Raw genomic sequence first — 14,219 nt, forward strand, 5'->3', positions numbered from 1 at the left:
CACCCGCTGCGCAGGCGAGACAGCATCGGGCAAGGAGACGCCCCGCTCGCCGCCCCCCACATACGACATGCGATGAAACGACGCATCGGACCGCCCTGTTCTTCCCCCGGCGCTCACGATGCGATAAAAACCACACTCAAGGAGGCGCTCATGGAAAAAGTCTGGCTCAAGAGCTATCCGCCCGGCGTGCCGGCCGAGATCGACGTCAACACGTATCGTTCGCTGAACGATCTGTTCCTGCAAAGCTGCCAGAAGTTCGCGAATCGTCCGTCGTTCACCAATCTGGGTGTCACGCTGACCTTCGCCGACCTCGAGCGCAAATCGCGTGATTTTGCCGCCTATCTGCAGAGCCTGCCCGGTTTGCAACGCGGCTCGCGTGTGGCCATCATGTCACCGAACCTGCTGCAATATCCCGTTGCCGTGTTCGGCATCCTGCGCGCCGGGATGGTCGTCGTCAACGTCAATCCGCTATACACGGCGGGCGAACTCGAGCATCAGTTGAAGGACGCGGACTGCGCAGCGATTCTCGTGATCGAGAACTTCGCCGCCACGCTGCAAAAGGCGCTGCCGAATACGCCGGTCAGGCACGTCATTACGACGGCCATCGGGGATCTGGTGCCCGCGCCCAAGCGCTGGATCGTGAACTATGTCGTGCGCCACGTGAAGAAGATGGTCCCCGAGTGGAGCATTGCGCACGCCGTGCCGTTCCGCACGGCCATGGCGCTCGGCGCACGCTCGACGTTGCAGGAAGCGCAGCTCGGTCATGACGACATCGCGTTCCTGCAATACACCGGCGGCACCACCGGTGTTGCCAAGGGGGCGATGCTCACGCACCGGAACATGATCGCCAACATGCTGCAGGCGCGGGCATGGGTCGGCTCGGGTCTCGAAGAGGGCAAGGAGATCATCGTCACCGCCCTGCCGCTCTATCACATCTTCTGTCTGACGGCGAACTGCCTGGTGTTCCTCCAGCTCGGCGCGCTCAATCTGCTCATCACCAATCCGCGCGACATGCCGGGCTTCGTGAAAGAGTTGAGCAAGTGGAAGTTCACGTTCATGACCGGTGTGAACACGCTCTTCAATGGGCTGCTCAACACGCCGGGCTTCGACCAGCTCGATTTCAGCGAACTCAAGTGCGCGTTGGGGGGCGGCGCCGCTGTGCAGCGCGCGGTGGCCGAGCGCTGGCAGAAGGTGACCGGGCACCCGTTGATCGAAGCCTATGGATTGACGGAGACCTCGCCCGCGGTGTGTATCAATCCCCTGGGCAGCGAGTTCAACGGTTCGATCGGTCTGCCGATTTCGTCGACCGAAGTCAGTATCCGCAACGATGCCAACGAAGCGCTCGGCTTCGGTCAGGAAGGCGAGATCTGCGTGCGGGGCCCGCAGGTCATGAAGGGCTACTGGAATCGCCCCGACGAAACGGCCAGGACCATCGCGCCGGACGGCTGGCTGCGCACCGGTGACATCGGCACGATGGACGATCAGGGCTACGTGCGCATCACCGACCGCAAGAAGGACATGATCATCGTGTCCGGTTTCAACGTTTATCCGAACGAAGTCGAGAGCGTACTGGCGATGTGCCCGGGCGTGCTGGAGTCGGCGGTGGTCGGTGTGCCGAGCGAGCGTACCGGCGAAGCGGTGAAGGCGGTGATCGTCAAGAAGTCGCAGGATCTCAACGAGCAGGCCATCATCGATTTCTGTCGCCAGCATCTGACGAACTACAAGGTGCCGCATGTCATCGAGTTCCGCACCGAACTGCCAAAAACGCCCGTAGGCAAGGTGCTGCGCCGTGAGCTACGCTGAGCGCGAGTGAGGTCCGCGCATCGACGCGATGTCGCTCTCGCGTTGTTTCGGCCGGCATGACGAAACGCTGCGCAAGGAAATCATGCCCCCTCAAAAACGGCCTTACGGCCGTTTTTGCTTTGGACATCGAGGGATCTTTCAGGGCGGCGCCCCGCCGCCCTCGCGCGCCACGCCCGCTTGCCGCTCAGGCCGTTGGTAACTTTTGGTTACAGACGGCGCGCGTCAGGCTTGGGAAAATCCCGGGCACGTCAGTGCCCTCTCAACGTCCGACCTTCGTCACCTGCTTCAAAACGTGAGCAGCGGCTGCCATGCCGAACGTCGCTGTCACACACATGCTCGAACCGAAACCGGCGCAGTTCAGGCCCTGTGGCCCCGCAGCGGCATCGGGCGTTTCTCCCGGCGCGCAGGCCGCTTCCGGATACTGCAACGGTTCATCCGAATACACGGCCGGCACGTTGAACTTGGCTTTGGGGCCACGGACAAAACCATGTTGCTTGCGTAATTGCGCACGCACTTTCGCAAGCAGCGGATCCTGGATGGTGCGGGCGAGATCGTCGATGCAAATCCGTGTCGGATCGATCTGACCGCCCGCGCCGCCAACGGTGATCAGACGCTGCTTATGCGCGACACACCATGCGATGAGCGCCGTCTTTACCCGTACGCTGTCGATGGCGTCGACCACCCAGTCGAAGCCGCCGCCCAACATGGCGTCGAGATTTTCAAGCTCTACGAAGTCCTCGACGAGCGTAAGCTGACAACCAGGATTGATGGCCACGATACGCTCGGCCATCGCGGCAACTTTCGGTTTGCCATAGTTGCCATCGAGTGCGTGCACCTGACGATTGGTATTGCTTTCGGCGACGTTATCGAGATCGATGAGGGTAAGCCGTCCCACGGCGCTGCGCGCCAACGCTTCGGCCACCCACGAGCCAACGCCGCCGATACCGATGACGGCCACGTGCGCGTCGCGCAGACGCGCGAGGCCGGCGTCGCCGTACAAACGCGCGAGGCCGCCGAAACGGCGGTTCGCGTCATAATCCACCTCCGATGACGTGGCAGGCACCGGAGCAACAACGATCGACGGGGTACTGTTCATGATGCGATGGGTAACGTCCTTGAAATGGCTGGCGATCACGATAGTCGCCATCGTGCTGGCATTCGCGGCGTTCATCACGTGGTTTGACTGGAACTACGCCCGGCCCTTCATCAACCGGGAAGTGAGCACCGCGACTGGGCGCCCCTTCGAAATCCGGGGCGACCTCTCGCTGCACTGGCTGGCGCCGAATGCGCAGGCCCCGGGGCTGGGGCGCTGGCTGCCGCGGCCTCGCCTGATCGCGAATGATATCGTGTTAGGCAACGTCGCGTGGAGTCAGGAGCCGAACATGATCTCGGTCGGCCGCCTCACCTTCTCGCTCGAATGGTTGCCGCTGCTCGACAAGCACGTGGTCCTGCCCGAAGTGGCCCTCTCCGCGCCGAAGGTCGTCGTGGAACAGCGGGCCGACGGGCAGAACAACTGGACATTCACGAAGGGCGACGGCAAGCCTTCCCCGTGGAAACTTCGTATCGGGCGCCTGATTCTCGAAGACGGTGTCATTCGCGCGAACCTCGTACCGCAACAACTCGACCTGACGGCGAACATCGCCACCATCGACGGTCAGGCGCCGTATGGCATCGGCGTCACTCTGAAAGGCACGTTCCGAAAAGTAGCCGTCACCGGCAAGGCGCGCGGTGGCGACGTGCTCTCGCTCGAAGACGCCGGCGAACCGTACCCGCTCGACGCCAGCGTGCGCATCGGCCGCACACAGATCGCCGCCAGGGGCACCTTCACGAACCCGGCCACGCTTTCGGCGCTCGACATGCATCTGCGGCTGGCCGGCCCCACGATGGCCGACCTGTACCCGATCACCGGCGTGTTGCTGCCGGAAACGCCCTCATACGAAACCAACGGCCATCTGCTGCATACGGCGGGCGTTTGGCGTTACGAGCGCTTCCAGGGCAGGGTCGGCCAGAGCGATCTGTCGGGCACGCTCGTGTTTCGTCAGCGCGAGCCGCGCAACATCCTGCAAGGCGCCGTCGTGTCGAATCAGTTGCGGCTGGCCGATCTCGGCCCTGCCATCGGCGGGCAGAATCCGTCCGGCGGCAGCGATCTCTCCGGCAAGCCGAAAGCGCCGCCGTCCGACAAGGTATTGCCGGTCGACCCGTTCAGGACGGACCGTTGGCGCGCCATCGATGCGGACGTGCAGTTCACCGGCCGCAAGATCATCAGGGACAAAAGCCTGCCGATCGACAATCTCGTCACGCACCTGGTGCTGGACAACGGCGTGCTCTCGCTGCGTCCGCTGGAGTTCGGTGTGGCGGGTGGGCGCATCACCTCGACACTCGTGCTCAACGGGCAGACCGAACCGATGAAGGTCGACTCGCAGGTCTCGTTGCGCCATCTGAAGATGAAGCAACTGCTGCCCGAGGTCGATCTGATGAAGACCAGCGTTGGCGAGGTCAACGGCGACGCCGCGCTCACAGCCACCGGCAATTCGGTTGCCGCGCTGGCCGGTTCGTCCAACGGCGAGATCAAGACGCTGATCGACCGTGGCTCGGTGAGCAAGCTGTTGCTGCAATACATGGGACTCAACGTGGGCAACATCGTGCTGACCAAGCTCTTCGGCGACAAGCAGGTCGAGATGCGCTGCGCGGCGGCAGACTTCGCGGTGCGCGATGGCATCATGGACACGCGTACCTTCGTCATCGACACCGACGACACGAGCATCGGCGTGACGGGTCAGGTCGACCTCAAGCGCGAGCACTTCAACCTGACGATCCGTCCCGAACCGAAGCACTTCGGTCTGCTGTCGTTGCGCTCGCCGCTGTACGTGCGCGGTACGTTCAAGCACCCGGACGTCGGCGTGAACGTACCGACACTGGTCGCACGCGCGGGCGGCGCGATCGCCCTCGGGGTGCTCGCGCCGTACACCGCGCTCGTGCCGCTGCTCGAACTCGGTCCCGGCAAGGACAGCCCGTGCGGCGAACTGCTGGCCAGTCTGCAACATCCGCCGAGCCGGAACCCGGCCAACGTCAAGGCCGCACCGGATGCCAACGGCACCGGCAACGGCAACGCGCACAAGACCGGTAGTGCGGATAGGACCGGCAACAAGGGACGAGCCGGTCAGCCCGCCGCAGCCGCCGGGGTCGAGGGTGTTCGTGAGAAGCCCTGAGTCCTTGCCGCACACGGCAACGACGTCACCTGTTGCATGCCACGGGCAAAGCAATGCCCATGCCCGCGTGATGGATTTGGTGTCGCCGGCGTCTGTGATGCTCGGAACGGCGGTGGCTTCATCACGCAGTTACTTCATTCATTAAATATCAAGCACATAGCGCGAGACGCCCATACCACGGGGCGTTCGGAGGATTGATATTCGTTCCACGCGACAAATCGTCACGTGCGCACATTTGTCGACTCTTCGCTATACTGTGTCGCAATCCCCAACCGCTACAGACCGACTACGATCGTCGTGACCCAGACGCTTTCACTCGCGGACCTGCGCAAGAACTATGCCCTCGGCTCGCTTTCCGAGACCGACGTGGCATCCAGCCCGTTCGACCAATTCCGGCTTTGGTTTGAGCAAGCGCTCGCGGCCCGGTTGGCCGAGCCGAACGCGATGACGCTCGCCACCGTCACACCCGACGGACGCCCGGACGCGCGCATCGTGCTGATCAAGGGGGCGGACGAGCGCGGGTTCACCTTCTTCACCAATTACGAGTCGCGCAAGGGGCAGGAACTGGCGGCCACGCCGTACGGCTGTCTGCTGTTTCACTGGATCGAACTTGAGCGTCAGGTGCGCATCGAGGGACGCGTCGAGAAGGTGAGCGCGGAAGAAAGCGACGCCTATTACCATTCACGCCCGGTCGGCTCCCGTCTGGGTGCCTGGGCTTCGGTGCAAAGCGCCGAAGTCGCGGACCGAACCATCATCGAGCAACGCGAAGCGGAGTTCCGGCGCCAGTTCGGCGACGCCCCGCCGCGCCCGCCGCACTGGGGTGGCTACCGGCTCGCGCCGGATGCCATCGAATTCTGGCAGGGTCGCGAATCGCGACTGCACGATCGCATCAAATTTTTCCGGCTTGCCGATGGAGGATGGCGCGTCGCGCGCCTGTCTCCTTAAACGTTGTGTCGGCTACGCCGACGCGGTACGCCTGCCCGCCCGCTTGACGAGGAGACGTCACCGTGCCGACGGTACGGATTGAAGTTTTTTTGGTGACACTTGGAGCACATCCATGTTGTGGGAGAAAAAACTCGAAAACTGGGTAAGCGGTGTCAGGACATCGTCGAACCTGCCTATTCGCCTCGCGCTCTGGAATGGACAGCAATACGATTTCGGTGCCTTCGACAATCCCAGCGTAACGTTGCGCATCAACGGCCCTGCGGCCATGACGCGCCTGCTCAGTCCCAGTCTCGACAATCTCGGCGAGGCCTATGTGAAGGGCGAAATCGACGTCGAGGGCAAACTCGCCGACGTCATCGACATGAGCTATGCGCTCGCCGGTAGCAGTCTGACGACTATCGGTCCGCTGGAGCGTGCCGTGCGCCACTTCAATCACAGCAAGAAATCCGACAAACGCTCGATCGAGTTCCATTACGACGTGTCGAACGAGTTCTACCAGCTCTGGCTGGACAAGAACATGGTCTATTCGTGTGCCTACTTCGAAAATGGCGACGAAGACCTCGACACCGCGCAAGAGAAGAAGATCGATCACATTCTCACCAAGATCGGTCTGCGCCCCGGGCAGACCTTGCTCGACATCGGTTGCGGATGGGGGGCACTGGTGATTCGCGCCGCGCAGAAGTTCGGTGCGAAATGTGTCGGTGTCACGTTATCGCAGAACCAGTTCGATCTGGCCACCGAGCGCGTCAGGAAGCTCGGACTGGAAGACAGGATCGAAATCCGCATCCAGGATTACCGCGACGTGGAAGGTCAGTTCGACCGCATCACGAGCGTGGGCATGTTCGAGCACGTGGGCCGGAAAAATCTGAAGGACTACTTCGCGAAAATGGCTTCGCTGCTCAAGGACGACGGCGTGGCGATGAACCACGGCATCACGTCGACCGATCCGGATAGCGGCGAGACGGCGATGGGCGGCGGCGAATTCATCGACAAGTACGTCTTCCCGAACGGCGAGTTGCCGCACATCAGTCTGGCGCTGGAATCGATGCAGCGCGGCGGGCTTGAAGCGAGCGACGTCGAAAGTCTGCGCCGTCACTATGCGCGCACCCTTACGCTGTGGTCGGAACGCTTCGAAGCCCATGCCCCGCGCCTGCGGGAACTTGCAGGCGAGGAACGCTTCCGCGTGTGGCGTGTGTATCTCGCGGGCTGCGCGTATGCGTTCGAACACGATCACGTGTCGATCTATCAGGTCGTCTGCCGCAAGGCAGGAAAGTCGGCCACGCAATTGCCGTGGTCGCGCCGTTACATGTACGAGAACCGATGAGCCAGTTCGATCTGTTTGGCACGCCGCCTGACGATCCCCCGCCAGGGGGACGTGCCAGGCAGATCGACGGCGATTGCGCCCCTGCCCCTTCTTCATCTTCGCAGGACGCCGGCGCCGCTCCCGCCCGGAGGCCATCGCGCCGCGGCGGCGTCGGTGCCGCCGACATCTCGGCCGCCACCCGCATGCTGGGCGATCGATTGCCCGGCAACATCCGTCTCGGCACCTCATCGTGGTCGTTCCCCGGCTGGAAAGGCATCGTCTGGGACGACGATTACAGCGACACCAAACTCTCGCGTCAGGGACTCACGGCTTACGCGAGTCACCCGGTGCTGCGTTGCGTCGGTATCGACCGGTCGTTCTACAAGCCGATGTCGATCGTCGAGTATCAGAAGTACGCCGAGCAGGTGCCGAAGGATTTCCGTTTTCTGGTCAAAGCACCGAGCGTCGTGACGGACGCCGTCGTGCGTGGCGACAAAGGTGAACGGCTAAGCGCGAACCCTTGTTTTCTCGACGCGCGCGTTGCCGGGGAACAGTTCGTCGCGCCCTGCCTCGCGGGCCTTGGCCCCAAGGCCGGTGTGCTGGTATTTCAGGTGTCGCCGCTGCCCGCCGAGCTACTGCGCGACGTACCGGCACTGATTCGGCGCATCGAAGCGTTTTTCTCGGCACTACCGCCGCTCCCCGCAGGCGAGGTCATGCCGGATGGCACGACGGCGCCGGGGCCTTGCTACGCACTGGAGATCCGCGACGGGGCATTGCTCACGCCGCGTCTCATGCGGGCATTGGGGCCGTTGGGTGTGCGTTACTCCGTTGGGCTACATGCGCGCATGCCGCACGTGGAGCGTCAGGCCGCAGCGCTGGCGCTGCTGGACGAAGCTGGCGCAGGGCCGCTGGTCGTGCGCTGGAATCTGAACAGCGGTCATAAGTACGAACAGGCGAAAGCGAAATACGCGCCGTTCGACAGGATCGTCGATCCCGATCCGGCCACACGCGACGTACTTGCCGCACTGGCCACCCACTATGCACTCGCCGGGCAACCCGTCTTCGTAATCGTCAACAACAAGGCCGAGGGGTCGTCGCCGCTGTCTTGCCATGCGCTGGCCGAGCGGATTTCCGACTTGTGGCAGACGGCGCACGCGCCGGACGCTTGATGGCTGACGCTCGACGGCCGAAGCCTGAAACGACAATGGCCTGAGGCCGGCACAACTGCCGACTCAGGCCATCGTCGATCGCTCATGCGACCGGCGGACTGCGCAGTCTTGCCCGGTAATGCCGCGGCTTACGCCACGAGATGCGCAATCGCGACGTCCGGATTCACATCCGCTTCGTAATCCACGCCCTCGATCTCGAAACCGAACAGACGCAGGAACTCGTGCTTGTAGCCCGCGAAGTCCGTCAGTTCGTACAGGTTCTCGTTCGTCACCTTGTCCCACAGTGCCGAAACCTCGCTTTGCACGTCCGGCGAGAGTTCCTTCTGATCGGTGCGCAAGCGGCCTTCTTCGTCGAACTGCGGCGCGGCGTTGTACAGGCTGTCCCTGTACAGGCCGTAGATCTGCTCGATACAGCCCTCATGCGTGCCCTTGGCCTTCATGACCTTGAACAGCAGGGAGAGGTAAAGCGGCATCATCGGAATGGCCGAACTGGCCTGTGTGACCAGCGCTTTCAGCACCGCCACACGTGCGTCGCCGCCGGCGCTCGCAAGCTTGGCGCGGATGCCGAGCACTCTCTCGTCCAGATCCTTCTTGGCAGCGCCAATGGAGCCGTTCCAGTAGATGTCGTGCGTGATCTTCTCGCCCAGATACGTGAACGCGGTGGTCTTGGCGCCGGGGGCGAGTACACCGGCGTCGGCCAGCGCGTCGATCCACATCTGCCAGTCTTCGCCGCCCATGACGGCCACCGTGTTCTCGATCTCTTCCTGCGAAGCCGGTTCGAACACCGATTCCTTCACGACTTCCTTGTCCGTATCGATACCGCGCAGCGTCACCGACTTGCCCACCGGCTTGAGCACGGAGTTGAACACCTGCCCGGTTTCCGGATGCGTGCGGCGTGGTGCCGCGAGGCTGTACACGACCAGATCGACCTGACCGAGATCGTTCTTGATCGTCTCGATGGTCTTGGCCTTGATTTCCTTGGAGAATGCGTCGCCGTTGATGCTCTTCGCGTAGAGGCCCTTTTCGGTGGCGAACTTGTCGAAAGCAGCGGTGTTGTACCAGCCCGGCGTGGCCGGCTTGGTATCGGTGCCCGGACGCTCGAAGAACACGCCGAGCGTGGCGGCGTCGCTGCCGAAAGCGGCGGTGATACGCGCAGCCAGTCCGTATCCGGTCGACGCGCCGATCACGAGCACCTTCTTCGGACCGTTCGCGATCGGGCCCTGCGCCTTCACGTATTCGATCTGTTGCTTGACATTGGCTTCGCAGCCAACGGGATGAGTGGTGACGCAGATGAAGCCGCGCACGCGTGGCTTGATGATCATGGAAACCTCGTTCACAAAATTCGGTGATGCCGGCTCACCCGGCAAACACCGCGCATTGTAAACGAGGTCGGGCGCCGGCCGGCATTTTGGGCCCGTCCGGGGCCGGCTTTTGCGCCATTCGGTAATGCCGGATCAGACGTCGCCGGAGCACTTTCGGATCATTCCGGTGTAGCGACGACCGTGCGATCGATACGCTTCGGAAACTGGATCTGACGAATGCGCCGCACCAGCAAGGCCGCGACGATGGCGGCAACGCCCGTGAGCAGCACCCCGGCATGAACGGCGTTCACGAGCGTCTGACGCGCCGTTTCGACCAGCGGCGCCCCGTCGATGCCCATCGCCCGCAGGTCCGTCAGCAGCTCCGTACGAACGGCCGGGTCGATCAGAATGCGGGGATCGAGCGCCCGTGCCACGGCATGCGCGGCCAATGTCCCGTCGAAACCCGAGACCGCGCCGGCCACGCCACGCGCGTACCAGTGATTGACCAGCGTTCCCACGATGGTCGTGCCGAGCATGCCGCCGACCATGCGGGTCGATTGCAGCAACGCCGTGGTGATGCCGAAACGCTCTCGCCCGGCAATCTCCTGTCCGAACACGTTCATGTTGTTGAGAATGAAGCCGATGCCGATCCCGGCACAGGCCATCGCCAGCGCGAGCAAACCGTGCGGCGTATCGCGATGCGACAGTCCCACGCATGCCGACGCAATGGCGAGCAGGCAGAAGCCGATGACCAGCATGTTGGTCGGGCGCGCCAGCCGCACGACCACCGGCGTATTGATGAAGCTCCCCAGCGCGATGCATGCCGCGATGGGTGTCGCGATCAGCCCTGCCGCCTGAGGACTGAGGCCGAATCCGCCTTGCAGGAGCAACGGTGCGAAAAAGATCAGCGAATACATCACGAACCCGATCAGCACCGACAGTGTGAACAGCACTACGAGTTGCGGGTGACGAAACATGTCGAGCGGAACGATCGGGTGCGTGGCGCGCCGTTCGGTGCGCAGCAACACGAAGCACCCGATGGCTACGGTGAGGAGCAACAGCAGGTTGCCGGTCGATGCGCCGTGCGACGGCACGTTTTCGATGAATATCTGAAATCCGCCGAGCACGACCGCGATCCACAACGCGCCGCGCCAGTCGACACGCACGTCGCCCCGATGCGCCGGCGGGAATTTCGGCAGATAGCGCCACACGAAGTACAGCGCCGCCAGACCCACCGGCAGATTCACGAAGAACGTGGAGCGCCAGCCGAAATGCTCCGAGAGCAAACCACCGAGCGAGGGGCCGGCCGCCGTGCCGATGCCGTACGCCGTGGTAATCACGACCTGCCAGCGAACACGGGAGCGCGCGTCCGGGAAGAGATCGGGTACGGACGCGAATGCGGTGCCGACCATCATGCCGCCGCCAATGCCCTGCAATCCGCGCGCGAACACCAGAAACGGCATGTTGGGCGCCAAGCCGCACAGCAGCGAGGCAACGGTAAACGTCAGTACCGACGCGATCACGAAGTGGCGCCTGCCGAAGTAGTCGCCCAGCCGTCCGAACACCGGCACGGTCACGACGGAAGCCAGCAAGTAAATGCTCGCGATCCAGGCGTAATACTCGAAACCCTTGAGCTCGGCGACGATGGAGGGAAGTGCCGTACTGACGACGGTCTGGTCGAGGGCGACCAGCATATTGACGAGCGCGATGCCGATCATGGCCATCAACGCATCGCGAAAAGGCAGGGGGCGCACGGCGGACTACCTGAAGACTTCATTGAGGAGAGTCGCCATTCTATGCGAAAAATAATGAATATATGAACGTTCATGCGCGGCGCGCATTATCGGCCGAAAGTGCCCCGTATGCCTCGTCGCACATCGATCCGCATCGTTTGATACCTCAACGAATTCGCGAAAACACAACACTCAATGGTCACCTTAAAAAAACTCAACGACTCGGGGCCAACCCTTCCCTACGGCCCTGGGTGACGCGAATCCTGCAAAACGGGCGTTGTCCGATACCCCTTTCGGACACACCTCAACCCCACGTGCCGCCCGGGCGGGCATCATCTTTTCACCGCCATCCACGCGGGACGAAACAAATGCGGCAAAGCCGGACGCATTCGCCAAAACGGCGTCCGAACAACGGCCGCACCATCGCTCGACGCTTCGCAAAGCGTCATCGTCACTTCTATGGAGACACGTCCATGAAACACCGCCCCATGCGCGAAGACTACGAACGCTGGCTGAGCGCACAGCGCGTCAGGACGCTGGCGGACGGGCAGTCCGGCGATCCGGCGACGCTCACATTCCCGGAGATTCCGGCGACCCTGCCGTTTGCCGGTTACGTCGTCTGGTTCCATGGGAACCTCACGTATCTCGACATCCGCTTCGATCACCAGCGCTTTGCCATCGTCACGCAACAGGTGGCGAGTGCCGCAGAAGCGTTCTACTTCGATCATCTCGAAGCCGCTTACGGACACGCCGGCGACGCCGCGGACCCGTGCCTGATCCTGTACGCGAAAGCGGCCGGCGCGCCGGTCTGTGTAGTGGGCTGAGCAATTGCGCACTTTGCGTGAACAGTTAGTGCCTTCTTTCATTGCGTGGGACAGCCCACAGTCTATCGACATCGAATGAGGAGTCTTTCCATGCACTTGCCCTCGCAACCGCTAACGGGTGACTGGCCGCAACTTTCGAACTGGCAAGTGAAGCCGGTCGAAGCGTTGGCCGACGGGCACGCGTTGGCGACATTCACGAGCATCAGGAACCGCCTGCGGGAAGGGCACGCCATGTCAGTGGAATCGCTGAACGCCAGATCCCCCGTGCGCGCCTCAGGCGTCGAGTGCGTCGAGTGCGTCGAGTGCGGCGCCGTGCAAGTGGACGACTATATGCACGACGTACTCGCCGCATTGGTCACGCCGCAGGACGGCAGCCCGTCTCGCCGCTATACGCGCAACGCCGATTTACGAGCGTCGGTCGCTACGGCGCTGGCCCTCCATCCCGACGGTGGCGACGCATTGCTGGAGGCTCGGCTCAAGGCGTTGGGGTTGCCCTCTTTGCTGCGCGACGAATCGCAGTACTTGCCGGGCACACTTGAGGCACTTCGTTACGACGTGGGATCGCGCATTGTGGCGATCGAGCGAAGCAGACTTCCCGATCTCGCAGATCTCGAAGCGCCGGGGGACGCCGCATTGCACGCAGCCGGCGCCCGTGAACTCGCGTATCTCGATGCCGGGCATCCCCATGCAGCGCAGGTGGCCTTGGACCACAAGCGGATTCTCGACTTCCATTACCGTGCAGCGGGCGCCACAACGTGGGAGAGACTTCCCGGTTCTCGCAGTCCGGTAGACCGTGAGAGCCGAGGGACACATGAGAGCAATGAGAGCGAAGAGAGCGGTGAAGACCGTCAGAGCCGTGAGCGCAACGGGATTCTTCGGAGCCGAGGGGGCGGCGAAAGCCTCCGGCAGCGCGCAAATCACGAACAGGGAATCGGCCGGTTCCTTGAGCATCTCGTGCGATGCCGGCAGCGGCGCGAGCCGGCACATCCCCCGGCGCAAGCCAGCGAGCGCGTTCCGATCTCACAGGACATTGAAGTCCAGCGTTCGCGCCGCAAGGCAAAGGGTGAGTCGCCACCGTACCCGCCCCACCCGCTCTCACCCCGGCACGACATTCTTTACAACTGCACGTTGCTCTGAAGGCCTTATGAAGCGCGAAGCGTGCATCCGGGCAACACGCGCCAGCCACTCACGCTTCGCAACACATACACCGTCGTGTCGATCGATGGCCCCGTGCCCTGGCTCACGCGGCGGACTTCAGCCGACGCGCGAACTTCTCGCGGAATTTCTTGAGCTTCGGCGCAACGACATAAGCGCAGTAGCCCTGATCGGGGTGCTGGCGGAAGTAGTTCTGGTGATACGCCTCGGCTGGCCAGAACGTTTGCGCCGGCACGACCTGCGTGACAATCGGGTGCTGGTATGTCATCTCAGCCATCAGTTCGGCGATGAGACGGTCGGCCGCTGTTTTTTGTGCGTCGTCGTGATAGAAGATCGCCGAGCGGTACTGCGTGCCGATGTCGTTACCCTGACGGTTGAGCGTGGTCGGATCGTGGATCTGGAAGAACACGACGAGAATTTCTTCGAACGTGACGACGTCCGGGTCATAGGTCACCTGAACCACTTCCGCGTGACCAGTCTCGCCTTCGCAGACCTGCTCGTAGGTCGGATTGTCCACATGCCCGCCTTCGTAGCCGGAGACGACGGACTTCACCCCGTCCAGTTGCTGATAGCAGGCCTCGAGGCACCAGAAACAACCACCGGCCAGCGTGGCGACTTCGGTACGGGTATCGCTGGGAGACTTCGTCTGCTCTGTCATCTTGACCTCGCTTGTCGACTGCGTTCGAGTGTGCGCGCGCCTCCATTCATGACGCGCCGCACCAAACAAATAGGGCGGGCGACCGATGGTTCGATCGCCCGCCCTATTGTCGCGCAGAA

Annotated in this window: 11 protein-coding genes; 7 read left to right on the forward strand and 4 right to left on the reverse strand. The window is 62.8% G+C overall.

Features of this window, described 5'->3' with window-relative positions; translation table 11 throughout:
* Positions 1-150 precede the first annotated feature (150 nt).
* Positions 151-1,803, forward strand: a complete 1,653-nt coding sequence (locus AB870_RS16330; RefSeq protein ID WP_047905520.1) for an AMP-binding protein — start codon at positions 151-153, stop codon at positions 1,801-1,803.
* A 259-nt stretch (positions 1,804-2,062) separates the two neighbouring features.
* Here the strand turns inward: AB870_RS16330 and tcdA are convergent, their stop codons facing one another.
* On the reverse strand, positions 2,063-2,899 hold the full coding sequence (gene tcdA, locus AB870_RS16335; protein WP_047905521.1) for a tRNA cyclic N6-threonylcarbamoyladenosine(37) synthase TcdA: 837 nt from the start codon (positions 2,897-2,899) through the stop codon (positions 2,063-2,065).
* On the opposite strand from tcdA, the gene AB870_RS16340 reads away from it, so the two are divergent.
* The 4 genes from AB870_RS16340 to AB870_RS16355 all read left to right on the forward strand — a co-directional run bounded on the left by AB870_RS16340 (position 2,898) and on the right by AB870_RS16355 (position 8,429).
* Positions 2,898-5,012 carry an AsmA family protein gene (locus AB870_RS16340; protein WP_237169962.1) on the forward strand — a complete coding sequence of 705 codons (2,115 nt, stop codon included), beginning with the start codon at positions 2,898-2,900 and terminating at the stop codon, positions 5,010-5,012. The genes tcdA and AB870_RS16340 overlap by 2 nt on opposite strands.
* Before the next feature lie 297 nt (positions 5,013-5,309).
* Entirely contained in the window at positions 5,310-5,957 is a 648-nt protein-coding gene (gene pdxH / locus AB870_RS16345; protein ID WP_047905522.1) for a pyridoxamine 5'-phosphate oxidase, read from the forward strand.
* A gap of 112 nt (positions 5,958-6,069) precedes the next feature.
* Positions 6,070-7,281 (forward strand): SAM-dependent methyltransferase, encoded by a 1,212-nt coding sequence (locus AB870_RS16350; protein ID WP_047905523.1) that lies wholly within the window; start codon positions 6,070-6,072, stop codon positions 7,279-7,281.
* A complete protein-coding gene (locus AB870_RS16355; protein ID WP_064674855.1) occupies positions 7,278-8,429 on the forward strand; it encodes a DUF72 domain-containing protein in 1,152 nt (383 codons plus the stop codon). The genes AB870_RS16350 and AB870_RS16355 overlap by 4 nt, the downstream gene beginning before the upstream one ends.
* A gap of 128 nt (positions 8,430-8,557) precedes the next feature.
* Here the strand turns inward: AB870_RS16355 and fabV are convergent, their stop codons facing one another.
* Both fabV and AB870_RS16365 read right to left on the reverse strand, forming a co-directional pair.
* Positions 8,558-9,751 carry an enoyl-ACP reductase FabV gene (fabV, locus tag AB870_RS16360; protein ID WP_047905524.1) on the reverse strand — a complete coding sequence of 398 codons (1,194 nt, stop codon included), beginning with the start codon at positions 9,749-9,751 and terminating at the stop codon, positions 8,558-8,560.
* 158 nt (positions 9,752-9,909) lie between these two features.
* Positions 9,910-11,448 carry an MFS transporter gene (locus AB870_RS16365; RefSeq protein WP_047908305.1) on the reverse strand — a complete coding sequence of 513 codons (1,539 nt, stop codon included), beginning with the start codon at positions 11,446-11,448 and terminating at the stop codon, positions 9,910-9,912.
* A gap of 488 nt (positions 11,449-11,936) precedes the next feature.
* Between AB870_RS16365 and AB870_RS16370 the strand changes: the two genes are divergently transcribed.
* Both AB870_RS16370 and AB870_RS16375 read left to right on the forward strand, forming a co-directional pair.
* Positions 11,937-12,287 carry a hypothetical protein gene (locus tag AB870_RS16370; protein WP_157112360.1) on the forward strand — a complete coding sequence of 117 codons (351 nt, stop codon included), beginning with the start codon at positions 11,937-11,939 and terminating at the stop codon, positions 12,285-12,287.
* Between the two features lie 90 nt (positions 12,288-12,377).
* The gene (locus AB870_RS16375; protein WP_071386892.1) at positions 12,378-13,424 is read left to right on the forward strand and encodes a hypothetical protein; all 1,047 of its coding nucleotides are present in this window, start codon (positions 12,378-12,380) and stop codon (positions 13,422-13,424) included.
* A gap of 103 nt (positions 13,425-13,527) precedes the next feature.
* On the opposite strand, the gene msrA is transcribed toward AB870_RS16375, so the two are convergent.
* Entirely contained in the window at positions 13,528-14,100 is a 573-nt protein-coding gene (gene msrA, locus AB870_RS16380; RefSeq protein ID WP_047908306.1) for a peptide-methionine (S)-S-oxide reductase MsrA, read from the reverse strand.
* Positions 14,101-14,219 lie beyond the last annotated feature (119 nt).

Source organism: Pandoraea faecigallinarum, from assembly GCF_001029105.3.
In the GTDB taxonomy this organism is placed as follows: Bacteria; Pseudomonadota; Gammaproteobacteria; order Burkholderiales; family Burkholderiaceae; genus Pandoraea; species Pandoraea faecigallinarum.